Origin of the sequence: Croceibacterium aestuarii (genome assembly GCF_030657335.1) — a bacterium.
Taxonomy (GTDB): Bacteria; Pseudomonadota; Alphaproteobacteria; order Sphingomonadales; family Sphingomonadaceae; genus Croceibacterium_B; species Croceibacterium_B aestuarii.
Genome location: NZ_CP131039.1, coordinates 696,126 through 721,053 on the forward strand (window position 1 = coordinate 696,126; position 24,928 = coordinate 721,053).

Annotated in this window: 27 protein-coding genes and 1 pseudogene; 21 read left to right on the forward strand and 7 right to left on the reverse strand. The window is 68.6% G+C overall.

Going from position 1 to position 24,928, the window contains the following annotated elements; all coding sequences use genetic code 11:
* Positions 1-29: 29 nt before the first annotated feature.
* The 4 genes and pseudogenes from thiS to Q7I88_RS03335 all read left to right on the forward strand — a co-directional run.
* Positions 30-243: pseudogene (gene thiS / locus Q7I88_RS16560) on the forward strand (sulfur carrier protein ThiS); the annotation flags it as partial.
* A gap of 36 nt (positions 244-279) precedes the next feature.
* The gene (locus tag Q7I88_RS03325; protein ID WP_439648377.1) at positions 280-1,074 is read left to right on the forward strand and encodes a bifunctional sulfur carrier protein/thiazole synthase protein; all 795 of its coding nucleotides are present in this window, start codon (positions 280-282) and stop codon (positions 1,072-1,074) included.
* Positions 1,075-1,327: 253 nt separating this feature from the next.
* The gene (locus Q7I88_RS03330) at positions 1,328-1,789 is read left to right on the forward strand and encodes a DUF892 family protein (RefSeq protein ID WP_305097615.1); all 462 of its coding nucleotides are present in this window, start codon (positions 1,328-1,330) and stop codon (positions 1,787-1,789) included.
* Positions 1,790-1,871: 82 nt separating this feature from the next.
* On the forward strand, positions 1,872-2,396 hold the full coding sequence (locus Q7I88_RS03335; RefSeq protein ID WP_305097616.1) for a hypothetical protein: 525 nt from the start codon (positions 1,872-1,874) through the stop codon (positions 2,394-2,396).
* A 3-nt stretch (positions 2,397-2,399) separates the two neighbouring features.
* Here the strand turns inward: Q7I88_RS03335 and Q7I88_RS03340 are convergent, their stop codons facing one another.
* The 3 genes from Q7I88_RS03340 to Q7I88_RS03350 all read right to left on the reverse strand — a co-directional run bounded on the left by Q7I88_RS03340 (position 2,400) and on the right by Q7I88_RS03350 (position 7,082).
* A complete protein-coding gene (locus tag Q7I88_RS03340) occupies positions 2,400-4,202 on the reverse strand; it encodes an AMP-dependent synthetase/ligase (protein ID WP_305097617.1) in 1,803 nt (600 codons plus the stop codon).
* An 83-nt stretch (positions 4,203-4,285) separates the two neighbouring features.
* Complete coding sequence (gene ggt, locus Q7I88_RS03345) at positions 4,286-6,037, reverse strand: gamma-glutamyltransferase (protein ID WP_305097618.1); 1,752 nt, start codon at positions 6,035-6,037, stop codon at positions 4,286-4,288.
* 10 nt (positions 6,038-6,047) lie between these two features.
* Positions 6,048-7,082 (reverse strand): quinone-dependent dihydroorotate dehydrogenase, encoded by a 1,035-nt coding sequence (locus Q7I88_RS03350; protein ID WP_305097619.1) that lies wholly within the window; start codon positions 7,080-7,082, stop codon positions 6,048-6,050.
* Between the two features lie 336 nt (positions 7,083-7,418).
* On the opposite strand from Q7I88_RS03350, the gene Q7I88_RS03355 reads away from it, so the two are divergent.
* From Q7I88_RS03355 to Q7I88_RS03400, 10 genes are all read left to right on the forward strand, one after another.
* Entirely contained in the window at positions 7,419-7,832 is a 414-nt protein-coding gene (locus Q7I88_RS03355) for an SUF system Fe-S cluster assembly regulator (RefSeq protein ID WP_305097620.1), read from the forward strand.
* Positions 7,829-9,325 (forward strand): Fe-S cluster assembly protein SufB, encoded by a 1,497-nt coding sequence (sufB, locus tag Q7I88_RS03360; RefSeq protein ID WP_305097621.1) that lies wholly within the window; start codon positions 7,829-7,831, stop codon positions 9,323-9,325. The genes Q7I88_RS03355 and sufB overlap by 4 nt, the downstream gene beginning before the upstream one ends.
* Entirely contained in the window at positions 9,322-9,576 is a 255-nt protein-coding gene (locus Q7I88_RS03365; protein ID WP_305097622.1) for a hypothetical protein, read from the forward strand. The genes sufB and Q7I88_RS03365 overlap by 4 nt, the downstream gene beginning before the upstream one ends.
* Entirely contained in the window at positions 9,573-10,091 is a 519-nt protein-coding gene (locus Q7I88_RS03370) for a DUF559 domain-containing protein (RefSeq protein ID WP_305097623.1), read from the forward strand. The genes Q7I88_RS03365 and Q7I88_RS03370 overlap by 4 nt, the downstream gene beginning before the upstream one ends.
* Positions 10,092-10,230: 139 nt before the next feature.
* The gene (gene sufC / locus Q7I88_RS03375; RefSeq protein ID WP_305097624.1) at positions 10,231-10,974 is read left to right on the forward strand and encodes a Fe-S cluster assembly ATPase SufC; all 744 of its coding nucleotides are present in this window, start codon (positions 10,231-10,233) and stop codon (positions 10,972-10,974) included.
* A gap of 58 nt (positions 10,975-11,032) precedes the next feature.
* Positions 11,033-11,788, forward strand: coding sequence for a SufD family Fe-S cluster assembly protein (locus tag Q7I88_RS03380; protein ID WP_305097625.1), 756 nt, complete (start codon positions 11,033-11,035; stop codon positions 11,786-11,788).
* Positions 11,785-12,972: an aminotransferase class V-fold PLP-dependent enzyme gene (locus Q7I88_RS03385; RefSeq protein ID WP_305097626.1), complete on the forward strand. Its 1,188-nt coding sequence runs from the start codon at positions 11,785-11,787 to the stop codon at positions 12,970-12,972. Before Q7I88_RS03380 ends, Q7I88_RS03385 begins: the two co-directional genes overlap by 4 nt.
* Positions 12,972-13,472, forward strand: coding sequence for an SUF system Fe-S cluster assembly protein (locus Q7I88_RS03390; protein WP_305097627.1), 501 nt, complete (start codon positions 12,972-12,974; stop codon positions 13,470-13,472). The genes Q7I88_RS03385 and Q7I88_RS03390 overlap by 1 nt, the downstream gene beginning before the upstream one ends.
* 8 nt (positions 13,473-13,480) lie before the next feature.
* Positions 13,481-14,005, forward strand: a complete 525-nt coding sequence (locus Q7I88_RS03395) for a GNAT family N-acetyltransferase (protein ID WP_305097628.1) — start codon at positions 13,481-13,483, stop codon at positions 14,003-14,005.
* Complete coding sequence (locus Q7I88_RS03400) at positions 14,002-14,364, forward strand: HesB/IscA family protein (RefSeq protein ID WP_305097629.1); 363 nt, start codon at positions 14,002-14,004, stop codon at positions 14,362-14,364. The genes Q7I88_RS03395 and Q7I88_RS03400 overlap by 4 nt, the downstream gene beginning before the upstream one ends.
* An 11-nt stretch (positions 14,365-14,375) precedes the next feature.
* Here the strand turns inward: Q7I88_RS03400 and Q7I88_RS03405 are convergent, their stop codons facing one another.
* The 3 genes from Q7I88_RS03405 to Q7I88_RS03415 all read right to left on the reverse strand — a co-directional run bounded on the left by Q7I88_RS03405 (position 14,376) and on the right by Q7I88_RS03415 (position 16,503).
* Positions 14,376-15,317 (reverse strand): hypothetical protein, encoded by a 942-nt coding sequence (locus Q7I88_RS03405; protein WP_305097630.1) that lies wholly within the window; start codon positions 15,315-15,317, stop codon positions 14,376-14,378.
* A 63-nt stretch (positions 15,318-15,380) separates the two neighbouring features.
* Positions 15,381-15,812: a hypothetical protein gene (locus Q7I88_RS03410; RefSeq protein ID WP_305097631.1), complete on the reverse strand. Its 432-nt coding sequence runs from the start codon at positions 15,810-15,812 to the stop codon at positions 15,381-15,383.
* Positions 15,802-16,503 (reverse strand): EI24 domain-containing protein, encoded by a 702-nt coding sequence (locus Q7I88_RS03415; RefSeq protein ID WP_305097632.1) that lies wholly within the window; start codon positions 16,501-16,503, stop codon positions 15,802-15,804. The genes Q7I88_RS03410 and Q7I88_RS03415 overlap by 11 nt, the downstream gene beginning before the upstream one ends.
* Before the next feature lie 121 nt (positions 16,504-16,624).
* Here Q7I88_RS03415 and Q7I88_RS03420 point away from each other — a divergent pair, with 121 nt between their 5' ends.
* From Q7I88_RS03420 to Q7I88_RS03445, 6 genes are read left to right on the forward strand one after another with little or no spacing between them, the layout of a single operon-like run.
* On the forward strand, positions 16,625-17,617 hold the full coding sequence (locus Q7I88_RS03420; RefSeq protein ID WP_305097633.1) for an adenosine kinase: 993 nt from the start codon (positions 16,625-16,627) through the stop codon (positions 17,615-17,617).
* A 38-nt stretch (positions 17,618-17,655) separates the two neighbouring features.
* Positions 17,656-18,462: a COG4705 family protein gene (locus tag Q7I88_RS03425; protein ID WP_305097634.1), complete on the forward strand. Its 807-nt coding sequence runs from the start codon at positions 17,656-17,658 to the stop codon at positions 18,460-18,462.
* Positions 18,463-18,520: 58 nt separating this feature from the next.
* Positions 18,521-19,009, forward strand: coding sequence for a nuclear transport factor 2 family protein (locus Q7I88_RS03430; protein WP_305097635.1), 489 nt, complete (start codon positions 18,521-18,523; stop codon positions 19,007-19,009).
* Between the two features lies 1 nt (position 19,010).
* The gene (locus Q7I88_RS03435) at positions 19,011-20,243 is read left to right on the forward strand and encodes an MFS transporter (RefSeq protein ID WP_305097636.1); all 1,233 of its coding nucleotides are present in this window, start codon (positions 19,011-19,013) and stop codon (positions 20,241-20,243) included.
* 35 nt (positions 20,244-20,278) lie between these two features.
* Positions 20,279-21,364: a GNAT family N-acetyltransferase gene (locus Q7I88_RS03440; protein WP_305097637.1), complete on the forward strand. Its 1,086-nt coding sequence runs from the start codon at positions 20,279-20,281 to the stop codon at positions 21,362-21,364.
* Entirely contained in the window at positions 21,361-22,173 is an 813-nt protein-coding gene (locus Q7I88_RS03445) for a proline dehydrogenase (protein ID WP_305097638.1), read from the forward strand. Before Q7I88_RS03440 ends, Q7I88_RS03445 begins: the two co-directional genes overlap by 4 nt.
* Here Q7I88_RS03445 and purD read toward each other — a convergent pair whose 3' ends face one another.
* On the reverse strand, positions 22,174-23,463 hold the full coding sequence (gene purD / locus Q7I88_RS03450; protein ID WP_305097639.1) for a phosphoribosylamine--glycine ligase: 1,290 nt from the start codon (positions 23,461-23,463) through the stop codon (positions 22,174-22,176).
* Here purD and xseA point away from each other — a divergent pair.
* The gene (gene xseA / locus Q7I88_RS03455) at positions 23,462-24,922 is read left to right on the forward strand and encodes an exodeoxyribonuclease VII large subunit (protein WP_305097640.1); all 1,461 of its coding nucleotides are present in this window, start codon (positions 23,462-23,464) and stop codon (positions 24,920-24,922) included. The genes purD and xseA overlap by 2 nt on opposite strands.
* Positions 24,923-24,928 lie beyond the last annotated feature (6 nt).

Here is a 24,928-nt window from a genome sequence, read left to right on the forward strand (position 1 = left end):
ACGGTGACGCCTCGCGCTATCTCGGCTCCATGACCGCCCAGCTTTCCCTCACCGTCAATGGCGAACAGCGCCGATCCTCCGCCGCCACCATTGCCGCGCTGGTGACCGAACTCGGATTGAAACCCGAGAAGGTCGCGGTCGAGCGCAACGGCACGATCGTGCCGCGCTCGACGCTGGCCGAGGCCGCGCTCGCCGACGGCGACGTGCTCGAGATCGTGCATTTCGTCGGCGGCGGCTGAGGCCTTGCACCGCTTCGGCGTGGGGCCTAACCCGCGCCGCATGGACATCCAGACCACCAATGCCGAATCCGACACCTGGAGCGTTGCCGGGCACACCTTCAAGAGCCGCCTGATCGTCGGCACCGGCAAGTACAAGGATTTCGCCCAGAACGCTGCCGCGCTCGAGGCGAGCGGGGCGGAGATCGTCACCGTGGCGGTACGCCGCGTCAACATCTCCGACCCGAGCCAGCCGGTGCTGATGGACTATATCGATCCCAGGAAGGTCACCTACCTGCCCAACACCGCCGGATGCTTCACCGCGGACGAGGCGATCCGCACGCTGCGGCTGGCGCGCGAGGCGGGAGGCTGGGAGCTGGTCAAGCTGGAAGTGCTGGGGGAGGCGCGCACGCTCTATCCCGACATGCGCGAGACGCTCAAGGCCTGCGAGGTGCTGGCCAGCGAGGGATTCAAGCCGATGGTCTACTGCGTCGACGATCCGATCGCGGCCCAGCAACTCGAGCAGGCCGGCGCGGTGGCGGTCATGCCGCTCGGCGCCCCGATCGGCTCTGGCCTCGGCATCCAGAACCGGGTGACGATCCGCCTGATCGTCGAGGGCGCGAAGGTGCCGGTGCTGGTCGATGCCGGGGTGGGCACGGCGAGCGATGCCGCGGTAGCGATGGAGCTCGGCTGCGACGGGGTGCTGATGAACACCGCCATCGCCGAGGCCAAGGACCCGATCCGCATGGCCCGGGCGATGAAGCTGGCGGTCGAAGCCGGCCGCGACGCCTATCTTTCGGGCCGCATGGGCACGCGCAAATATGCCGATCCGAGTTCGCCGCTGGCCGGTCTGATCTGACGCCGCTCTGACGCCGCGAATTTCGCCGCCAAAAACACCTGCGTTCTGAAACCGTTGCCGGGCGGCAGCGTTTGTTGGCCATGATCCTGACGGCTACTCGCAAACCCCCAGTTCGAACGGCAGAAGAATCGCCCCCCATCGCTGCCGCCTCGCGCCCCGGGCTGCCTCGCCCGCGCCCGGGGCTGCGCTTCGAACGGCGCCGCGATTGCCTTCGGCCCGCCGCTATCGACGCGCTGCAAGCGAGGTGGCGGGCATGAGTCGCACCGCCAGCCAAGACGAACTGCTGCGAGTGTGCGTGCAGGACCTTCACGCGGCCCGCCGCACGGCCGCCGACCGTTTGCCCGGCGTTACCCGCCACGCCGGCACGGAGCTCGCCGAAAAGCTCGGCCGGCTGGGGGCCGACTTCGCCGACGAAGCCGAGCGCTTCGAGGCGAGCGGACTTTCGCTCGACGGGCCGGACAACATCTGGATGGCCGGGGTAATGGACGATGCCGAGCGCGACACCCGCTCGATCGAACCGGGTCCGCTGCTCGACATCGCGCTGATCGGTGCCCTGCGCAAGGGCATCATGGCCGATGCCGTATCGCTCGAAACGGCACTGGAGCTCGCCCAGGTGCTCGGACAGCAGGAACTCGCCGCGTCGCTGCAGGAAATGCGCGAGCGCGCCGGCTCCAGCGATGCCGCCATGGCTGCGCTGCTGCGGGACATCGTCTGACCGTACGAAAGATCGGCCAGCGCGTTTACCGGACGCTAACCACATTCGGTGACATTGCTCGGACATCCACTGGGGGCAAGTCATGGCCAAGACCGGTACTGCATCGCTGACTATTGCCGAGCTGCGCGAATTCGCCAGCTTCTCTGAAAGCGAGCAGCTCTTCATCGAGCGCAGCCTCGACATCGCGATGGGACGCGGCGACGCCTTCAAGACCTGGGGCGAGGGCGGCGACGGCGCGTCGATACGCGGCCAGTACCTCGCCTACCGCGAACTCAAGACGCTGCGCGACACCGTTCCGTGTGAAGCGACGATGGACGGGCTCGAGGCCTTCATGGGTCCGCTGATGCGCGTCACCGCGCTCGACCTCGCGCAGGAAAGACTCGAGAGCTTTTCAGCCTACCGCTTCCTCTACGAGCGCCTGCTCGGCGCCAAGTCGCGCCCGTGGCTGCCCGCCGCCTTCTGCGCCGCCGCCGCGCTGCCGCAGATTCGGCCGGCGCGGCGCAAGATGCTGCTCCAGTCGCTGAGCGAGGCCGCGGCCACTGCGCCGGGATGGTCGGACCGCGAGCCGCTGTTCTATCCCGAACGCGTCGAAGCCGAGGCGGCCTGACAGCTACCCTTTGTAGAGCGCATCGAGCCGGGACTGATACTTCTCGCGGATCGGCGCCCGCCTGATCTTCATGCTCGGGGTGAGCATGTGGTTTTCGATGCTGAAGCCCTCGTCGGCGAAGGCAAACTGGCGGATCTTTTCGAGCACCGACAGGTCCAGGTTCACCCGGTCGATTGCGTGCCGCATCGCCGCGCGGAAGGCGGGAAGCTCCTGCAGCGCGGCCATATCGAACTTCTCGCCGTTGGCCTGAGCCCATTCACAGGCCCAGTCGGAATCCGGCACGACCAGCGCGACGATGTAAGGACGCTTGTCGCCGCTGACCATCGCCTGGGCAATCTCCGGCTGCAGGGTGAGCATCGATTCGAGGCGCTGCGGGGCTATGTTGTCGCCCTTGTCGTTGACGATGATGTCTTTCTTGCGGTCGGTGATGACGATCCGCCCCTTGTCGTCGAGGTGGCCGATGTCGCCCGTGTGCAGCCAGCCGTCGACGACGGTCTTTGCGGTGGCTTCGGGATCGCGCCAGTAGCCCAGCATCACGCATTCGCCGCGGGCGAGGATCTCGCCGTCTTCGGCGATCCGCACCTCGACCCCGCGCACCGGGGGGCCCACGGTGGACAGGTCGACGCCCACAGACGGGCGGTTGACGCTGATCAGCGGCGCGCTTTCGGTCTGGCCGTAGCCCTGCAGGGTGACCAGGCCCATCGCCTCGAAAAAGGTGCCGATTTCCGGGTTGAGCGGCGCGCCGCCGGAGACCAGCGCCTTGATTCGGCCCCCGAAGCGTTCCTGAACCTTCGGGGCGATGGTGTGCGCAAGCACCTGCTCGACCGGCCAGTCGAACAAGGACCGTTTTCCGCTGGCCCGCCGTTCGGAGAGCGTCAGTGCGCGGTCGAGCAGGAAATTCGCCACCTTGCCTTGTTTCTCGACCGCTTTGACCATGCGCCCGCGAATCAGTTCGAAGAGCCGCGGAACGACCACCATGATGGTGGGCCTGGCTTCCTCGAGATTGGCCGCGAGCTTGTCGAGGCCCTCTGCGAACCAGATCTCCGCGCCCATCCCGATGGGCAGGTGCAAGCCCGCGGTGTGTTCGAGCGCGTGAGATAGCGGCAGGAAGGACAGGAACCGTTCCTCGTCCCAGCCGAAATCCTCGGCCAGGACGTGCGCTGCGGCATCGACGTTGTGGAGGATCGCCCCGTGCGCGAGCATGACGCCCCGCGGCGCTCCGCTGGTGCCGCTGGTATAGATGATGCAGGCCATGTCGCGGCGGCCGATCGCGGCAAGACGCGCGTCGACTGCCGCCCTCGCGGCTGCCGCGTCCCCGGTTACGAGGTCAGCCCATTGGTGACACTCGAACGCTCCGCGCTGCCCAGTGGTCAGCGCCTCGACACCCACGATGTGCTGTCCCAGGCCGGTCTGGATCATCGCCTTGATGAGCGGCGCGCCGAGTTTCTGGGTCGAGACGATGGCAGCGCGCGCGCCCGAGTTTTCGAGAATATGCTCGTGATCGCGCTGGGTATTCGTGGTGTAGGCCGGCGTCGTGACGCAGCCGGCGGCCATGATGGCGAGATCGGCAATGGCCCATTCGGGGCTGTTTTCCGCCACCAGCATGACTCGGTCGCCGCTCGCCAGCCCCATGGCGCGCAGCGCTTCGGCGAGCACGCAGACCTGGTCCGCAGCCTCGCGCCAGTTCGTCGCCTGCCAGACGCGGTCGCGCTTGGCGACGAGGAAGGGCTTGTCGCCGAGTTCGTCGGCGCGCTGCAGGAACAGCGCGACGAGGTTCTGCGCGGCGTCGAAATCGCTCAACTGCACGATGCGTGCATCTCCACCCTGGCGCCGGTTTGCCCGGCTCGTTCCCCGCCGCTGGCTTAGGGCCGGCGGTGTTGTCGGGCAAGCTACTCGCTGACCGCAACGCCGTCGCTGCGTGGATCGGCCGCGCCGACCCAGCCGTGTGCGGTATGAATCGCGCCGTTGGCCTTGAGAGGCAGCGCGCGCGCGGCGACCTGGTCATGGCCGAGCGCCTTCAGTTCGGGGATGAGCGATTCGAGCCAGCTGCCCTGTTCGACCGCGATGGCGTCGCCGGGGCTGAACAGCACCGGGAGGGCGATGGCTTGGTCGAGCGGAAGGCCGAAGTCGATCACCCCGATCAGCACCCGCGCGACCTGCACGGGAATTGTCGCGCCGCCCGCCGCGCCGACACTCATGTACAGCGATCCGTCGGGCGCATAGACCAGCGTTGGCGCCATCGACGAGCGCGGGCGTTTGCCGCCCTCGACGCGGTTGGCGACCGGGGTGCCGTCTTTTTCCGGCACGAAGCTGAAGTCGGTGAGCTCGTTGTTGAGGTAATAGCCGCCGACCATGATGCCCGATCCGAACGATCCCTCGACCGTCGAGGTCCAGCTGGTCGCGTCGCCCCACTTATCGACGGTCACGAAGTGCGAGGTGCCGTGCTCTTCGGGCTCGTCGCCGTCAGCCAGCGCCAGCGAGGCGCCGGGCGGGGAGCCGGCAACCGCCGCCGGCAAGGTGGTGTCGGGCGAAATCAGCGCGCCGCGCGCCTTGAGATAATCGGCATCTACCAGTCCGGCGACCGGTACCGACACATAGTCTGTGTCGCCCAGATAGAGTTCCCGGTCGGCGTAGGCGAGGCGCTGCGATTCGGCGAAGAGGTGCCAGAACCTGGGCGACTTGGGCCCCAGCGCGTGGAGGTCGAAGCGCTCGAGCTGCTTGAGGATGGCGAAAACGGTCGTCGCGCCCGACGAGGGCGGTCCCATCCCGCAGATGCGATAGCCACGGTAATCGCCGCAGACATCGGGGCGCGACTTGGCGTGGTAGCCGGCGAGATCCTGCACGGTGAGCGCGCCCTTGCGCGGGGTCTCGGCGTCAACTTCGGCGGCGATCTTGGCGGCGTTGGCTCCCGAGTAGAACCAGTCGGCCCCGTTCTTGGCGATCGCTTCCAGAGTATCGCCGAGTACCGGGTTGCGCAGGCGCGTCCCGACCGGAGCGGCCTTGCCGTCGGCGCCATAATAGAGCGCGAGGCCTTCCGGCTGATGCGCGGCGCGGTTTTTCGCGCGTTCGAGGAACTCGTGGCCGCGCTCGGTCAGCGTCCAGCCGTTCCGGGCGAGCGCGATGGCCGGTTCGAACAGCTCGGCCCACGGCAGTTTGCCATAGCGGCGGTGCGCTTCCTCGGCGAGACGCAGATTGCCCGGCACACCCACGCTGCGACCCGAGATCACCGCCTCCATGAAGCCGAGCGGCTTGCCGCTTGCGCCAAGGAACCACTGCCCGTCGGCCCCCGCCGGGGCGGTCTCGCGCCCGTCGAGCGTTTCGACTGTGCCCGCCGGGGTGCCGCGCAGAAAGAAGCCGCCGCCGCCGATGCCAGAGCTTTGCGGTTCGACGACGTTCAGCGCGAGCATGACGGCAATCGCCGCATCGGTCGCGCTGCCGCCGCGGCGGAGCATTTCCGCCCCGGCTTCGGCGGCGCGGGGATCGGCTGCGGAGACGAGGCCCGTCCCGAGCGAAGCCGAAGGGCCGTGCGCGCTCGCTGTGGCCGCCGGCCTGGCGGCGACCTCGGCAGGAGAGGAGAGCGTGGCGCAGCCCTGCAGCAGCAGGAGCGGCGCGGCGAGATAGGATAGGCGAAGCTGCAACATTGTCGCCCGGCTATTCGCTTCCGACCGCCTCCGCAAGCGAGGCGAAACCATCGCGGCGCATCAGCCCTTCAAGCCCGCGCACGATCCGGCGGGCAATTCCCGGTCCTTCGTAGACCATCGCGCTGTACAGCTGCACCAGGCTCGCCCCGGCGCGGATCCGCGCCCAGGCGTCCTCGGGACTGGCGATTCCGCCGACGCCGACGAGCGGCAGCGCGCCGCCGCTCGCGCGGCGAAACTGCCGAAGCGCCTCGAGCGCGAGCGGCTTCAAGGGAGCGCCCGACAAGCCGCCGGCTTCGCCCGCGTGGCGCGACTTGAGCGGCGGGCGCGATACGGTCGTGTTCGAGACGATGATCGCGCCGACGCCATGGTCGATGGCGGCGCGGGTAATGCGTTCGGGATCGCCCTCGGCGAGATCGGGCGCGACCTTCAGGAAGACCGGCTTCTTGGCGCCGGCCTGCATCACCTCGGCAAGCAACTCGTCGAGTGCCCCCTCGTCTTGCAGGCCGCGCAGGCCCGGCGTGTTCGGCGAGCTGATATTGATGGTCAGAAAATCCGCGACAGGCGCCATCGTCCGGACGCCCTTGACGTAATCGGCGATGCGGTCGGGGCTGTCCTTGTTCGCACCGACATTGACCCCGACGATCCCGCGCGTGCGATAGCGCTTCTCGAGCCGGCCCAGCGCCGCTTCCTGTCCGGCATTGTTGAACCCCATCCGGTTGATCACCGCCCGGTCCTCGACCAGCCGGAACAGCCGCGGCGCGGGGTTGCCCTTCTGCGGCAGCGGCGTGAGGGTGCCGACTTCGACGAAGCTGAAACCCATGGCGAGCGAGGGCCCGAACACCTCGGCATCCTTGTCGAAACCCGCCGCCAGGCCGACCGGGTTGGGGAAACGGAGCCCGCCGATCACCGTCTCCAGTTCCGGCGTCGATCGCGGCTCGGGAGTGAACGCGGTGCCTGTCCCGAGGCGCAGCAGGTCGATCGTGAGGCGATGCGCCCGTTCGGCGTCGAGCATGAACAGCGCGGGACGGAGCATCCGGTAGAGCATCGCGGCGCTATGGCAGCGCGTCTTTGCCGTGTCGATTGGCAACAGGGTTGTGGCATTCGTCGCTGCGGCGACCGAAAACATCGCCGATTCGCACGAAGTTGTCGCTTTTATACAAGGCGCGGGCGCGCGCCTCGCCTATCGAACGCATGCGACCCGAAGGGCTCGGCCCGTCTCGGCTGCCGGGTTCTCGACTGCGAAGGGCGGCTCCTGTGTGGGCCGCCCTCTTTTTTGTATTCTCTGCAAACGACTCGCAACAACCGGTTTTTGATTGCAACCCGCGCATCCCTTCTTAGGTGAACCGGAGCAATTCGTTCCGATTTAAGCGAGGGACCGCAGGTGCGCCTGTCCAGCATGGCCGATTATGCCGTCGTCACGATGAGCGCCGCCGCGCGCCATTGCGGCGGCGTGCGTACGTCGGCGACCGAGTTGGCGAGCGAGACCGGCCTTCCGCTGCCGACCGTACAGAAGGTCGTCAGCCTGCTCTCGAAGGCCGGATTGCTGCGCGGCTCGCGCGGGGCCGGCGGCGGGCTGCAGCTGGCGCGTCCGGCCGCGGCGATCAGCCTCGCCGACATCGTCGAGGCGGTCGAGGGTCCGATCGCGCTTACCTCCTGCGTCGAGGCAGGCAAGCACGATTGCGCGCTCGAGGGCAATTGCAACGTCCAGCCCCACTGGGGGCTGGTCAACAAGACAATGCGCGGCGCGCTGGCGGGGATTCCGCTGACGCAGCTCGCGGCAAGGGAACCGGCATGACCGACGACGTCGATTTCACCGATCGCCCCGAAATGGACAGGGCTGCGCGTGAGGCTGCCGACAAGGCCGCCGACTACGAATTCGGCTGGTCGAGCGAGATCGAAACCGACTTCGCGCCCAAGGGGCTGAACGAGGACACCGTCCGCTTCATCAGCGCCAAGAAGGGCGAGCCCGAGTGGATGCTCGACTGGCGGCTCAAGGCCTTTCGGCTCTGGCAGGACATGGCCGAGCCTGACTGGGCCAGGGTCGGCTATCCGCCGATCGATTACCAGGACGCCTTCTATTACGCCGCGCCGAAGAAGAAGGAAAAGCTCGGCAGCCTCGACGAGGTCGATCCGGAGATCCTGCGGGTCTACGAAAAGCTCGGCATCCCGATCGAAGAGCAGAAGGTGCTTGCCGGGGTCGAAGGCGCGCGCAAGGTCGCCGTCGACGCGGTGTTCGATTCGGTCAGCGTGGCGACCACCTTTCGCGAGGAGCTGAAGAAGGCCGGGGTCATCTTCCTGTCGATCAGCGAGGCGATCCGCGAGCATCCCGAGCTGGTGAAGAAGTGGCTCGGCAAGGTCGTGCCTCAGAAGGACAACTTCTTCGCCACGCTCAACAGCGCGGTCTTTTCCGACGGGACCTTCGTCTACATCCCCGAAGGGGTGCGCTGCCCGATGGAGCTGAGCACCTATTTTCGCATCAATGCCGAGAACACCGGCCAGTTCGAACGCACGCTGATCGTCGCCGAGAAGGGCAGCTACGTCAGCTACCTCGAAGGCTGCACCGCGCCGATGCGCGACGAGAACCAGCTCCACGCCGCGGTGGTCGAGCTGGTCGCAATGGACGATGCCGAGATCAAGTATTCGACTGTGCAGAACTGGTACCCCGGCAACGCCGAGGGCAAGGGCGGAATCTACAATTTCGTCACCAAGCGCGGGTTGTGCCAGGGCGCGCGCAGCAAGATCAGCTGGACCCAGGTCGAGACCGGCTCGGCCGTCACCTGGAAGTACCCATCGTGCGTGCTCAACGGCGAGGACAGCGTGGGCGAGTTCTACTCTGTCGCGGTAACCAACAACTTCCAGCAGGCCGACACCGGCACCAAGATGATCCACAACGGACGCGGCTCTCGCTCGACGATCATCTCCAAGGGCATCAGCGCCGGCAAGTCGAACAACACCTATCGCGGACTCGTCCGCGTCGCCGCCAACGCCGACGGGGTGCGCAACTTCACCCAGTGCGATTCGCTGCTGCTCGGCGACCGCTGCGGCGCCCACACCGTGCCTTACATCGAGGTCAAGAACCCGACCGCGCAGATCGAGCACGAGGCGACCACCAGCAAGATCAGCGACGACCAGCTGTTCTACGCCATGCAGCGCGGGCTGGGCGAGGAAGAGGCCGTGGCGCTGATCGTCAACGGCTTCGCGAAAGAGGTTCTGAAAGAGCTGCCGATGGAATTCGCCGTCGAGGCGCAGAAGCTCCTGGCGATCTCGCTCGAGGGGAGCGTGGGGTGAGCATCGCCGTTAGAACCTCTTGGGGGCAGACGGCTCTCATGCTTGCTCCAACAGCATTGTTGGTCCTTCTCGCGATGTGGGATCGAGACGTGATCTTCTTGATCCCCCTGACGTTTATCGCCTCGGCATTTATCGGCGGGCTGTCGGCAGCAGGCGATTCAAGTCGCCAATGGGGCCTCCACGGCCTGATCGCCGGAGTTGTCGCTCTGGCGGCGTCGATATTCGCTATTTTCAGGATGGCCGACTGGTGACCGCCCGCAAGAAACTCTCTCTCGGCAATGTCGCCACCCGCTCGGAAGAGCGTGAGGCGGCCGATGCAACGAAGGCTTGGAACATCTCGCCCGCGCGCGCCGCGCAGCTCAAGCAGGATGCACGCGACATGCGGCGCAATCCGACCGAGGCGCAGAAGGTGCTGTGGCAGCGGCTGAGCGACAAGCAGATCGGCTACACCTTCAACCGCGAAGTGGTGATGGGGAGCGCGATCGTCGATTTCGCCTGCAAGACCCGCTGGCTGGTGGTCGAGACCGGCGGCAAGGGCGACGCGTCCCAGGCCGCCATCGCCGCTTTGAGCGACCGCAAGCTGACCGACGTCGGTGTCCGGGTGATGCGCTTCAGCGACGACGAGATCCTGACGGATACCGATCGCGTGGTCGGCGCAATCAAGGCTGAACTGGAAAAGCCCTTCGAGCGTCCGCAGCTCGCCGGCTCGGCCAAGCCCAAGCCCGAGCGCGAGCGCGAGCAGCGCTTCCACCGGAGCCGGTACTGATGCGCCGCGCCTCTCATTCCCTTCGTCATGCTGAACTCGTTTCAGCATCCATCCCTCGGTCCGCAATGCGGGTGCAGGTGGAGAAATGGACCCTGAAACGAGTTCAGGGTGACGGCTCTGCAAAATTCGAGACACCCACATGCTGAAAATCACCGATCTCCACGCCACCGTCGGCGAGACCGAAATCCTCCGCGGCCTCACGCTCGAAGTGAACGCGGGCGAGGTCCACGCGATCATGGGTCCCAACGGCGCGGGCAAGTCAACGCTGGCGTATGTCCTCGGCGGCCGCCCGGGCTACGAAGTGACCTCGGGCTCGGTCGAGTTCATGGGGCACGACCTGCTCGCCATGGACCCGCACGAACGGGCCGCCGCGGGCCTGTTCCTCGGCTTCCAGTACCCGGTCGAGATTCCCGGCGTTTCCAACGTCCAGTTCCTGCGCGAGGCGCTCAACGCCCAGCGGAAGGCGCGCGGGGAAGAGCCGCTCTCGGGCGGCGAGTTCCTCAAGCTGGCGAAGGAAAAGGCCGCGCTGCTCAAGCTCGACATGGATATGCTCAAGCGCAACGTGAACGTCGGTTTCTCGGGCGGCGAGAAGAAGCGCAACGAGATGGTCCAGATGGGCATTCTCGATCCCGCCTTCGCGGTGCTCGACGAAACGGATTCGGGACTCGACATCGACGCGCTCAAGACCGTGGGCGAGGGGATCAACGCGATCATGCGCAAGGGCGACAAGGGCGTGCTGCTGATCACCCACTACCAGCGCCTGCTCGACTACGTGAAGCCCGATTTCGTCCACGTCCTGTCGAAGGGCCGGATCGTCAAGAGCGGCGGCGCCGACCTGGCGCTCGCGCTCGAACGCGAAGGCTACGAGGCGGTGGCGGCGTGAAGACGCATTGCCCCTCGGATCGCTTTTTCGCGGGAATGACGAAGGTGGAGAAGGAGGCGTGACAGAACTTGCGACTCTTCCGAGCACCCGCGACGAGGACTGGCGCTACGCCGATGCCGAGGCGCTGGCGTCGCTGACGCCGGCCGACCTCGACGTCTGGCATGACGTTACCCTCGCGCCGGGCGAGACGCGCTCGAAGGACCTGGTGCTCGACGACGCGCATCCCGGCATTCACCGCGTCCGCCTGACCGTGGGCGAGGGCGCGCGGGCGGAGATTTTCGCGATTGCTTCGGCAGCGGCCTACACCCGGCTCGAAATCGAGGTCCGACTGGCAAGGGGCGCGCACTTCCAGTTCGGCGGCGTGACCATCGGCGGCGGGGACGACACCCGCGAATTCGTCACCCGCGTCACCCATGCCGAGCCCGAGGCGACCAGTCAGCAGGTCGTGCGCGCGGTCCATTGGGGCACCGCAACCGGCAATTTCCTCGGCCGCATCGAGGTTGCCCGCGATGCGCAGAAGACCGACGCGGTGCAGGACTTCAAGGGCCTGATCCTCGAAAAGGGCGCGAGCACCAACGCCAAGCCCGAACTCGAAATCTTCGCCGACGACGTCAAGTGCGCCCACGGCGCGGCGATCGGCCAGATGGACGATGCCGCGGCGTTCTACATGGCGGCGCGCGGGCTGCCGCCCGAAGCGGCCAGGAAGCTGCTGGTGCGCGCCTTCATCGCCGACGCTTTCGCCGCTCATTCCGATGAAGAAGCGCAGGAATCCCTGCTCGAATCCGCGCTTGCGACGCTGGGAGACGCGGTGTGAACGTCGCCGCGACCATCAGCCGCAAGGCGGACTTCCCCGGCCTCGTGACGCCAGCGGGCAAGCCCTGGCACTACCTCGATTCGGCCGCCACGGCGCAGAAGCCGCGCGCAGTGATCGATGCCGTCACGAAGGCGCTCGGCGCCAACTACGCGACGGTCCACCGCGGGGTCTATTCGCGCTCGGCCGAGATGACGCTCGGCTACGAAGCGGCGCGCCGCCGGGTTGCGGAATTCATCGGCGGGAGCGAGGACGAGATCGTCTTCACCCGCGGCGCCACCGAGGCGATCAACCTGCTGGCCTACAGCTACCCCGACAAGCGCCGCGTACTGCTGAGCGAACTCGAGCACCATTCGAACATCGTTCCCTGGCAGCTCGCCGGCTGGGACATCGACGTCTGCCCGCTGACCGAGGACGGGCGGATCGACCTCGATGCCGCCGCCGACATTCTGACGCCGGACCACGCGATGGTCGCCTTCGCGCATGTCTCGAACGTGCTCGGCTCCGTGCTTGATGCCGGGCGCGCCGCCGAGCTGGCGCATGGCGTGGGCGCCAAATTGCTCCTCGACGGCTGCCAGGCGGTCCCGCGCCTGCCGGTCGACGTTGCTGCGCTCGATTGCGACTTCTACGCCTTCTCGGCGCACAAGCTCTACGGCCCGACCGGGATCGGTGCGCTGTGGGGCCGCAGCGAACTGCTGGCCGCAATGCCACCCTGGCAGGGCGGCGGGGCGATGATCGACCGCGTGACCTTCGAGACGACGACTTACGCCCCCGCGCCGCAGCGCTTCGAGGCCGGGACCCCGGCGATCGTCGAAGCGATCGGTTTTGCCGCCGCCTGCGACTACGTGGCGAACATCGGCCTCGACGCCATTCACGCCCACGAGGCGAAGCTTGTGGCGATGACCCGCGAGGGGCTCGGACGAATGAACGATGTCGTGCTGTTCGGACCCGACGAAAGTGCAGGTATCGTCAGCTTCGCAATCGACCGAATTCATCCGCACGACCTCGGCACGATATTGGACGAAGAGAACGTGGCGATCCGCGCCGGGCATCACTGCGCCCAGCCGCTGATGGACCGGCTCGGCGTGCCCGCCACCGCCCGCGCCAGCTTCGGCATCTATTCGGACGAGGACGACGTCGCCGCCCTTCTGCGCGGGATTGAAAGGACCAAGAGGATTTTCGGCTGATGAACGACGAGAGCAAGAAGGACTACATCGCCGCGCCGCCGCCGAACGAGGTGGTCGCGGCCGTCGAACAGCCCCCGCGTGCGCGGGTCGACGATGCCGTCGAAGAGAGCGCCGGCGCCAAGCTGGAGCGCAAGAAGGACTACCTCGAAGGATTCCTCGCGCAGAAGCCGGCCGCGGTGTCCGGCGGCGAGCCGGGCGGCGAGCTCTACGAGGCGATCGTCGCGGCGCTGAAGGAAATCTACGACCCGGAAATCCCGGTCAACATCTACGATCTCGGGCTGATCTACGGCGTCGAGGTGGACGAGGAGGGCGCAGCGCAGGTCATCATGACGCTGACCACGCCGCATTGCCCGGTGGCCGAATCGATGCCCGGCGAGGTCGAGCTGCGCGTCGGCGCGGTCCCCGGCGTGCGCGATGCCGAGGTCAGCCTGGTGTGGGATCCGCCGTGGGGGCCCGACAAGATGACCGACGAAGCGCGGCTCGAACTGGGTATGCTATAAGCGATTGTATGCAAACCGTTATCGATCCCCGACCGACACCTTCCGCGCCGCACATGACCGTGGAGCTGGCCAATTACGCCGACCCGCTTCACGCCGCCGACGTGGTCCTGCTCACCGACGCCTATGCCCGCGATCCGATGGGCGGCGGCGAGGCGCTGCCGGCCGATGTCTGCAGCCGGCTGGTCGATGGCCTCGCCGCGGCGCCAGGAGCCTTCTCGCTGATCGCCCGCGTCGACGGCCGCCCGGCGGGCATCGCCAACTGCCTCACCGGGTTCTCGACGTTCGCGGCGCGCCCGCTGGTCAACGTCCACGACCTCGGCGTGCTTCCCGCCTACCGCGGACGCGGCGTCGGCAAGGCGCTTCTCGGCGCGATCGAGCAGGAAGCGGCGAAGCGCGGCGCCTGCAAGGTCACGCTCGAAGTGCTCGAAGGCAACCAGCCGGCGCGCAAGCTCTACGCCGCGACCGGCTATTGCCAGTATGCCCTTGATCAGGCGACCGGCACTGCCCAGTTCTGGGAGAAGAAACTGCCATGAACGAACAGACCACCACTCGTCCGGCCCGCCCCGCCGCCGTCGTCCTGACCCCCGCGGCCGAGGAGCGCATTGCCGAGCTCATGGCCAAGGCGCCCGAAGACGCCATCGGCGTCAAGCTGTCGACTCCCAAGCGCGGCTGCTCGGGCCTCGCCTATTCGGTCGACTACGTCAGCGAGGAAGCACCTTTCGACGAGAAGATCGTCACCCCCGGCGGCACGTTCTACATCGACGGCGCCAGCGTGCTCTACCTCGTCGGCAGCACGATGGACTGGGTGGTCGACGACTTCACCGCCGGCTTCGTGTTCGAAAATCCCAACGCCAAGGGCGCGTGTGGCTGCGGCGAGAGCTTCATGGTGTGAAGGCGCTTCAATCAGGTCTGCGAGATTTCCTCGGTTACGAAGGCGAGTAGCGCCTGTTCGAGGTCGTCGACCTGGTCGTCGGCCATGATTCGATCCTCGAGCCACTCCTGTTCTTTCGGCGTCACTGCCTCGGCCTCGAGCGCCAGCTGGTCGCGCGAGGGCTCGGAGCCTTTCTTCCCGAACACCACGCCGAAGGCATTGGGCGCGCCCTTGGCCATGCGGCCGATGAAGCTGCCGACGCCGCTCGCGCTGTCGTTCATGAACGCTTCGAGCTCGGCGGCGCGTTCGCGCGACAGCTGCGCCGAGAGCGCGACGTAGCCCTGCAGGTAGTTGCCGACGCCCTGCACGAACAGCTGCTGCCACTCGGGCGCGTTGTCCTGCCCGAGCGTCGCATCCTTGATGCGGAACAGCATTTCCGCCTCTTCGCGGCTCACCGCCGCCGGGCGGTCGCCGCCCGCGGCGAAGATCGTCCGGCGCAGCACGGCGCAATCGGCGCCGGTGACCTTGGCCGGTTCGAGCGAGCCGCCCTTGCGGGTCGGGCCGCTCCCGGTCATCACCGCGCGTTCGACTTCCTCCAGCACCGCGTGCTTGAGCATGTCGGGAACGTTGCTGGCCTTCTCGATCACCCGCACGATCAGCTCGAGCTCGGTCATCGAATCGAGCGTGCCGTCGGCGGTGACGCGGGCCACCAGCCATTCGGCCTGAGCGTCGGTGACGTAGCCTTTCGGCTCCCAGGTATTGAGGACGTATTCGCCGATCGCCTCGACCAGGAAATCGCACCATTCCGCAGGGCGTTCGCCGAGCAGGGCGTCGATCGCGAAGATGGCCTCGGCCTCCTCGTGATTGATCACGCCGTCGCCCCAGCCTTCGCGGCGCAGCGCGAGAATTTCCTCGTGCGTGATCGCGCCGTCGGCGGCGGCCTGGCGGGCGATATCGGAAAAATGCATGGTCATGGGCGCGAGTGTTCCCCGGTCGAATATCGCCCGGGTTTATGGCCCGATACCCTTAAATCCGGGTTACTTTCTCAGCGCCCGCACGCAGGCGGCGCGGTCGACGTCGAGACCGTCGCTCTGCCGCCGGGCGTCGACGTACGTGGCGACCGGCTCCGCCCCCGGCCGCAGCGGGTAGAGGAAAATGTCGAGCACGCAGGCCTCGCCGGCAAACTGCAGCTTGCGCATGTCGCCTTCGCGCACGTCGAGCCGCGGCTTGCCGAACAGGCGGGTGAGACGGCCCGCGTCCTGCTCGATGACGTCCTCGAGCCCCGCCGCGTGCAGGACCTGCGGGACGACGAAGCCGCGCGGCGCCGGTTGCTGTGGGCGCGACGGCGGCACCTCGCGCGCAGCCGGCGGGCGCGGCACGGTCGCGACGTCGCGCGCCGGCTGGGCCGGGGGCACCGCCGTACAGCCGGCGAGCAATCCGGCCAGCACGAAGGCCGCGCTAAACCGCATGGAGCGCCCTCCCGCGGCCGTGTACCAGGTGCGTGGCGGCCGCCGCGCCCAGAACCGGCGCGATCAGGTTGGCGAAAGGCACGAACATCAGCGCGGCGATGGCCCCGCCGAGCAGGAACCGTTCCGCCCGGCTCACCGGCGCGGGCGTTTCGCGCGTCGGCCGGTGGCGCAGCCAGACCATGTCGACCAGTTCGCGCCCGAGCAGCCAGGCGTTGACCGCCCAGAACAGCGCCGCCGTGCCGATGCCGGTGAACAGCAGCGCGAGCGCGAAGGGCGCAGCCACGAGGTTGGCGAGCAGGGCGCGCGCGGCGCCGCCCAGCGCGATGCGAACCTCTTCGGCAAGCCCCAGCTTGCGCGCCCGCGAATGGGCATCGGCGTAGAAGCGCCGCTCCACGGCCACGACCACGTCGTCGGCGAAGAACTGCAGGATGGCGAGCGCGACGATTCGAAACAGCAGCCAGCCGGCGAGGACCGTGACGAGGAGCGCAGCCAGCGCGCCCAGTTCGGCGCCGTAGGCGACGCCGAGCGAAGCCAGCCAGGTGTCGAGGGCATAGAGCAGCGCCCCGCCAAGGGCGACGAACACCGCCAGCGTCGAGAGCGCGACCTTGATCAGCAGGCGCAGCACGGCGCCTTCGGCGAGCGCGCCGGCGCCGCGCAACAGCGCTGTCGGGAGGCCAAGGGGCGCTTGCATCGTTCGGAGGCCCAAGTGCCGCCGGGCCGGGATCAAGTCAATCGCGCGCGGGGCCTGCGCCTTGGCCTTGCGCCGATCCGCCGCTAAGGCGCGGCGGCTTGCACCAACGACAGGACCCTACATGACCCAGCCCCGCTACGACGTAATCGCCATCGGCAACGCCATTGTCGACGTGATGGCCCCTTGCGACGATGGTCTGATCGACGAGCTCGGGCTCAACAAGGGGGGCATGACGCTGGTCGATACCGACCGGGCGAACGAACTTTACGACGCGATGGGGCCGGCACGCGAAATTTCCGGCGGTTCGGCAGCCAACACCCTCGCCGGCCTTTCCGCGATGGGCGCGCAGTGCGCGTTCATCGGCCAGGTCGCGCAGGACCAGCTCGGCGCGGTCTTCGCGCACGACATCCGAGCGGTGGGCATCGATTTCGACACCCCCCCGCGCGCCGGCGATCCGCCGACCGCGCGCTGCCTGATCTTCGTTACCCCCGACGCGCAGCGCACGATGAACACCTTCCTCGGCGCCTCGCAGTACCTGCCCGCCTCGGCGCTCGACGAAGAGGCGATCGGCGGGGCGCGGGTGCTCTACCTCGAAGGGTATCTGTGGGATCCCGAAGAGCCTCGCGCCGCGATGCGCCGGGCCATCGAGACCGCCCGCAATGCCGGGCGCGAGGTCGCCTTCACGCTCTCCGACGCTTTCGTAATCAGCCGTCACGGCGACGATTTCCGCCAGCTCATCGAGGGCGGCCTGATCGACATCCTCTTCGCCAATCACGTCGAACTCGCCGCGCTGACCGGCGAAGACGATTTCGAGGCCGGCATTGCAGCGCTCGAGGGCAAGGTCCCGGTGCTCGTCGTGACCCGCAGCGAGAAGGGCGCCGTCGCCGTCTCGGGCGGAGAGCGCGCCGAGGTCGCGGCGGAGCCGACCGAAGTGGTCGACACCACCGGCGCCGGCGACCTTTTCGCCGCCGGCTTCCTCTACGGCCACGTCAACGGCGAACCGCTCGAGCGCAGCTTGCGCCGCGGGGCCATCGCCGCGGCCGAGATCATCAGCCACTACGGCGCCCGTTCCGAAGTCGACCTCGCCGCGCTGATGGCGGAAAAGCTCGGCTAGGACTGGGGTCGGGCGCGGCCGGCGGCGTCTCACCCGCGATGGGACAGACACGGGATGCGGCCGCGCCGCGCGATGCCGCGCTGACCAAGGTCCCCGCGGTGACGCTGGGCTTCTGGGTCATCAAGATCCTCGCCACCACCTTCGGCGAGACGATGGGCGACACCGTCAGCATGAGCTGGCTCGGCGAAACGACGGCGGCTGCCGGCCGGTCGGGCCTCAACGGCTACCTCGTCGGCACCGCGCTGTTCGGCGGCTTGCTCGCTCTGCTCGTCTGGCTGCAAGTCCGGGCCCGGCGCTTCCACCCCTATCTCTACTGGGCGACGATCATCGTCTCGACCACCGCCGGTACGACGCTGGCCGACTTCGCCACGCGGTCGCTCGGCGTCGGCTACCCCGGCGGTTCGTTGCTCCTGCTTGGCCTCGTGGCGGCTTCGCTGCTTACCTGGCACCGCGCGCTCGGCACGATCTCGGTCCGCTCGGTGCACGAACCCAGGGCCGAGCTCTACTACTGGCTGACCATCACCTTCTCCCAGACGCTCGGCACCGCGCTTGGCGACTGGGTGGCCGACGGGCCGCTCGGCTACCTCGGCGCGGCGGAAATATTCGGCGGGGCGCTGGCGCTCGTCGCCGCGGCCTATTTCTTCACCCGCGCGAACCGCGTGGCGCTGTTCTGGGCGGCGTTCATTCTCACCCGCCCGCTGGGCGCGGTCGTCGGCGATTTCCTCGACAAGCCGGTGGCTCATGGCGGGCTCGAACTGAGCCGGCTGGCGGCATCGCTGGTGCTCGGCGGTGCGATCGTGGCGCTCGTCTGGCTCGTGCCGCAGCGCGCCCAGGTGCGCGGCTGACGCGCCCCCTTGCCGCCGGCGGCGCAGCGGGCCATTCTGCGGCCGAAGGGAGAGTGGCATGGCGGGGAAGGTTTCGCTCGAGGATCGCGTCGCTATCGACGAGCTGATGGCGCGCTATTGCTGGGCGCTCGATACGGGCGATTTCGAAGGCTACGCGGCGACCTTCGCCGAGGACGGCTGGCTGCGCCACTGGCCCCAGGGGCAGTGTGTCGGGCGCGAAGGGCTCAAGCGGGCGACCGACTCGCTGTGGTACGACAAGCCCAATCACTATCTCGGCCGCCAGCACCGCTTCTCGGCCGTGCTGATGAGCCCGAAGGGAGAGAACGGGGTGCGGATCAAGGCCTTCTGGTCGATCCTGCAGCACGACGTCGAGACCTTCGAAAACCGGGTCTTCGGCATGGGCACCTGGGACACGCTGGCGGTAAGAGAAACAGACGGCGAATGGCGCTTCGCCAGCGTCGATGTCGACCTGTGGATCAAGGGCCAGGTTCCCTGGGTCGGCGAGGATCGGGCGTGGAAGACTCCGCCGGCCAAGGCGGCCGAGTAGCTTGACCGCCGACAGCCGGGCGGCGCTGCCAGCCCTCGTACAAGTATGGGGGCTCGTGACGGTGGCGCTGTGTCTCGCCGCGCTCGTGATCGACGGGCTCGACTACCAGTTGCTCGCCCTCACCGCGCCGCTGATCATGGCCGAATGGGCCGTCGCGCGGGCCGATTTCGGCACTGCGATGGCCGCCGCGCTGTTCGGCATGGCCTTCGGCGCCGCGGGGGGCGGATGGCTGGGCGACCGGATCGGCCGCGTGCGGGCGCTCGCCCTGTCCGTGATTCTGTTCGGGTGCGCCACGATGGCGGTGAGCCGGACCGGCGAGATTGCTCCGCTCGCTGCGCTGCGCGTCCTCGGCGGTATCGGCTTCGGCGCGGCGGGCCCCAATGCGCTCGCGCTGGCCTGCGAATGGATGCCGCTGCGCTTCAGGACCTACGTCGTGGCCTTGCTCTCGGTCGGGACGCCGGCGGGCGGGATGATCGGCGCGGCCGCGCTGCCCGCCCTGCTGCCGTCGCTCGGCTGGCGCGGGGTTTTCCTCTCGCTGGGAATCGCCGCGGTTGCCCTCGGCGCCGTGCTTGTCGGTGTCCTGCGCAATCCGGCCCACGAAGCGCGGTCCGCGGTCGGCGCGCGAAGCTTGCTCTCGGCCCCGTTCGCCCGGCTCAATATCGGCGTGGGGCTCAGTTTCGCCGCGCTGATCGCGATCAGCTACGGTCTCAATGCCTGGATGCCCTCGTTTCTCACCGCGGCCGGATTCACGCTCGAACAGGCCCTGGCGGCGAGCTTCGCGTTCAATGCCTGCTCGATCCTCGGGGCTTTTGCCGCCGGATGGCTGGCCCGGGCGCAGGGCTCGCGGCGGGTCATGCTGGGCAGTGCGGTGCTCACCGCGGTCCTTCTCGTATCGTTCGGCGTCACGCTCGACGCCGCACCGGGGGCCCGCGCGGCGATCGATGCGCTCGCCGCCTCGGTCGGTTTCGCCGCCAGCGTCGGGATCACCACGCTCTACGCCATGGCTGCGCTGCTCTACCCGCCCGAGGTTCGCGCCGGCGGGATCGGGCTGGGCATGACGAGCGGGCGGATCGGCGGGATCGCGATGAGTTTCGCGGGCGGATACCTGCTCGATTTCGCGGACGGTTCGGCTTCGGTGCTGTTCGGCGTGCTCGCCGCGGCCGCGATCGTCGCGACCACCGCGGGCTGGCTGGTGCGCCGCCATATCCCGGCGCACGGATTGGAAGTTTCTTAGGAAAATCCTCCTAATGCCCGGCCGAGGGGCAACGAATGGAATTCTCCGCAATCCACATTCCGGTGTTCGACTTGAACACCGCGGAAGGCGCCACGGCGCACCAGCGCGCCTGGCGCCATCTCGAGAGCCGCGCCACGCTGCCGACCCAGCACCCCGATTTCGTCGCCGCCTTGCGTCCGACGCTGCTCGCCGGCGACGAACTGGCGCTGTTCCAGGTCGAGAGCGAGGGGCGCTTCGAGGCGGTGCTGCCGCTCGCCCGCTCGCGCCGCGCCTTTTCCCGCTGGCGGCTGGCGGGCGACGACGAGGTGTTCGAACCGGGCGATGTCCTGGCGCGCGATTCGGTCGCGGCACATCGTCTTGCCACTCTGGTCGCGCGCGAGCGGCGTCCGCTGATCATGGCGCGGGTGCCGGCCAGCTCGGCCTTCGTTCCGGAGCTGCGCGAAGCGATGCGCGGGCGGGGGCTGGTCGATATACGTCCGGCGCCGCCGTGCCCGACGATCGCGCTGGACGAGAGCTGGGGCGAACCGGAAAGCCATTTCAGCGCGCGCCGCCGCTCGGACTTTCGCCGCGCTGCGCGCCGCGCCGCCGAATTCGGCGAGGCGACGTTCGAGATCCTCACGCCGACCCCTGGAGATTTCGACGCGGCCTTCGATGCCGCCATCGCGGTCGAGGCCGCCGGCTGGAAACGCGCCGCCGGCTCGGCGATTGCCTGCGACCCGCGCAAGGAGGCCTTCTTCCGCGCCTATCTCAAGGCGGCGAGCGAGAACTGGAACTGCCGCATCTCCTTTCTCAGGCTCGGCGGGCGGATCGCTGCAATGCACCTCGCGGTCGAGCTGGGCGGGCGGCACTGGCTCTACAAGATCGGGTTCGACGAACGCTTCGGCCGCTGCTCGCCCGGCACGCTGCTCATGCTTCACGCGCTCGGCGATGCGGCGCGGCGCGGGATCAAGCGCTTCGAGCTGATGGGCGACGCGGAGAGCTGGATCGCCGACCTGTGGACGCGCGAGGCGCATCCCTGCGTGCAGCTCAGGACCTACCCCTTCGGCCCGGCCGGCGCCGCCGCGTTCGCCGCCGACAGCGCTCGCTGGACGTGGCGGCGGCTGGCCCGGGTGCGGCGATGAACCTGGCGCTGCGCGAGCGCCTGCGCCGCGCGCGCTATGCGCTGCCCGAGCTGGTCGAGACCGCGGCGCCCCGCCTCGACATCGATGCCGCGGTGCGGCACATCGCCGGCGTGGGTGGGCGCGGCGTTCGCACCACGGCGGGCTATTTCCACGCCAGCCGCGAAAGCGCGGCGGAAGTCGCCGCCATCTGGCGCGATCTGGCCGCGGGGCTGGCTGCCGCTGCGATCGACACCCGCATCGCGATAAAGGCCAACGCGCTCGGCTTCGACCCCGCGTCCATTTCCGCCATCGCGGCGAGCGGAGTGCCGCTGAGCTTCGATGCCATGGCCCCGGCCTGGGCCGACGACATCCTCGCGCTGGGACGGGAATTCGCCGCCGGCGTGGCGCTTCCCGCGCGCTGGCACCGCAGTCCGGCCGATGCCCGGGCCTTGCGCAATGGGCCGTGCCGCATTCGCTTGGTCAAGGGCGAATGGGCCGACCCGTCGGCCGACGTTCCCGACCCCTTTGCCGCCTATCTGGCCCTGACCGAAAGCCTCGCCGGCCGCGCCGGCCCGGTCGGAATCGCGACGCACGACCCGGCGCTGGCCGAAGCAGCGCTGACCATCCTCGCGGCGGCCGGGACGCCATGCGAGCTCGAGCAGCTGCGCGGGCTGCCGCGGCGGCGCACCGTGGCGATTGCCAGAAGGCTCGGCGTGCCGGTTCGGCTCTACCTCCCGTTCGGGCCCGGCTGGTGGCCTTACGCGGTCAATCAGGCGCTCGCCCGCCCGCACCTCCCGCTGTGGGCGATGCGCGATGCGCTCGGCCTCTGATCAGGCGCTTTCTCGCGCGATCTCGCGCCAGCCGATGTCGCGGCGGCAGAAGCCGGTGGGAAAGTCGATTTCGTCGACGGCCAGGTAGGCCTTGTGCTGCGCCTCGGCCACGCTCTGGCCTCGCTGTGTCACGCTGAGCACCCGCCCGCCATGGGCCACGAGGTGCCCGTCCCTGAGCGCAGTGCCGGCATGAAAGACCTTCGCGCCGCCGGCTTCGGCCCGCTCGATTCCACCGATCTTGCCGCCCTTCTCGGGCGTCCCGGGGTAACCCTTCGCCGCCATCACCACCGTCATCGCGACATCCGCGGAAAACCGCGGCGGTGGCAGCGAAGCGAGGCTGCCGGTGGCCGCTGCGTAGAGATATTCGCCGAGGTCGCTCTCGAGCCGCATCATCAGCACCTGGCACTCCGGGTCGCCGAAGCGGCAATTGTATTCGACCAGCTTGGGTCCTTCGGGGGTCAGCATCAGGCCGGCGTAGAGCACGCCCGAATAGGGCATCCCCTCCTCGGCCATCTGCCGCACCGTCGGAGCGATGATGCGCTCGATTGCGTCGCCCCGCAGCACCGGATCCAGCACGCGGGCCGGGCTGTAGGCGCCCATCCCGCCGGTGTTCGGCCCGGTGTCGCCTTCGCCGACGCGCTTGTGGTCCTGGGCGGTGCCGAACGGCACGATTGTCGCTCCGTCGGTCAGCGCGAAGAAGCTCGCTTCCTCGCCTTCCATGAATTCCTCGAGCACGACCTCTGTTCCCGCCGCGCCGAACACCCCGCCGAACATCTCTTGAAGCGCTTCATCCGCATCTTCGCGCGTCTCGGCGATGACCACGCCCTTGCCCGCCGCAAGGCCGTCGGCCTTGAGCACGTGGGGGGGCGCGAAGCGGTCGAGCGCCGCAGTGGCCTCGGCCAGCGAGGAGGCGCGGACATAGCCCGCGGTGGGAATGCCGGCGCGCTCGCACAAGTCCTTCGTGAAGCCCTTGCTGCCTTCGAGCTGGGCGGCGGCCTTGCTCGGCCCGAACACCGCAATGCCGGCGCCGCGCAAGCTGTCGGCGAGGCCGTCGACCAGCGGCGCCTCGGGCCCCACCACGACGAAATCGACGCTGTGGGCTTCGCACCAGGCGATCACCGTGGCGTGGTCGCCGGCGTCGAGCGAGACCAGTGTGGTGCATTGGCCGATCCCGGGGTTGCCCGGCGCGGCATAAAGGGTACCACCCTCGTCCGCGATGAAGCGGGATTGCGCCAGCTTCCACGCCAGCGCATGTTCGCGCCCGCCCGCTCCCAGCAAGAGGATATTCATGCCCGGCCCTTCTTTCGACGACGCCCTGTCCGCTGCCGGGCTGGTAGCCAAGGGCGCCGCCGGGGACAACGCCGCTCCGCTCTCCATCACCGAGATTTCCAACCTGCTCAAGCGCACCGTGGAGGACCGCTTCGGCTTCGTGAAGCTGCGGGGCGAGCTCTCGGGAGTGAAGCGAGCCGCTTCCGGGCACTTCTACTGCTGCCTGAAGGACGAGGGCGCGGTCATCGACGGGGTCATGTGGCGCGGCAATGCCGAACGGCTCGGTTTCCGGGCCGAGGACGGGATCGAAGTCGTCGCCTCGGGCAAACTGACGACCTATCCCGGACGATCGAAGTACCAGATCGTCATCGAGCGGATGGAGATCGCCGGCGAGGGCGCGCTGCTCGCTTTGCTCGAGAAGACCCGCCAGCGGCTCGCCGCAGAGGGTCTGTTCGCTCCCGAGCGCAAGCGGTCGCTGCCGTTCATCCCGCGAGTTATCGGCGTGGTCACCTCGCCGACGGGCGCGGTCATCCGCGACATCCTGCACCGGCTGGCGGACCGCTTCCCGAGCCGCGTGCTGGTCTGGCCGGTGCTGGTCCAGGGCCAGGGCTCGGCCGAGCAGGTTGCCGCTGCGGTGCGCGGTTTCGGCGGACTGGACGAGGACGGCGCGATGCCGCGCCCTGACCTGCTGATCGTGGCGCGCGGCGGCGGCTCGATCGAGGACCTATGGAGCTTCAACGAGGAAATAGTGGTTCGGGCGATCGCCGAATCGCCGATCCCAGTGATCAGCGCCGTGGGCCACGAAACCGACACCACGCTGGCCGACCATGCCGCCGACCGCCGCGCACCCACGCCGACGGCCGCCGCCGAGATCGCCGTGCCGGTGCTGCGGGACCTTGCTGCGACGCTCGATGAATTGGGCCTGCGCCAGCGCAAGTGCGCGCTGCGCCCGGTCGCGCTCGGACGCGAGCGGCTAGAGGCGCGCGCGGGGCGCTTGCCGCAGCCCGAGGCGCTTGCCGCGGCGAAAGCGCAGTCGCTGGACGACCTTGCCGAACGCCTGCGCCGCGGTCTCAGCGACCGGGCGGCGAAGGCGCAGCGCCAACTGCTCGACGATCGTCACCGGCTGTCGGGCGCGCTGCTGCGGACGAACCTGCGCAACGCCCGCCAAACGCTGGGCCGCGTGCGCCTCCTGCCCGGGCTCGTGGCGCGCCCGCTGGCCGAGCGCGGCCAGCGGCTCGCGGCGCTCGATCGGCTGCGGCGCTCGCTCGACCCGAAGGCCCCGCTCGAACGCGGCTATGCGCTGGTCAGCGCCAGGGGCCACCCCGTCGTATCCTCACGCGCGGTGGCGGCGGCGCAATCGATTCTCACGCTCGAATTCCGCGACGGATCGCTCGACGTTACACCCTATGGGGAACCGAAGCGCAAGCCTCGGCCCGTCGCGCCAGTCAAACGTCCCGCACAAGACGATTTGTTCGAGTGACACACC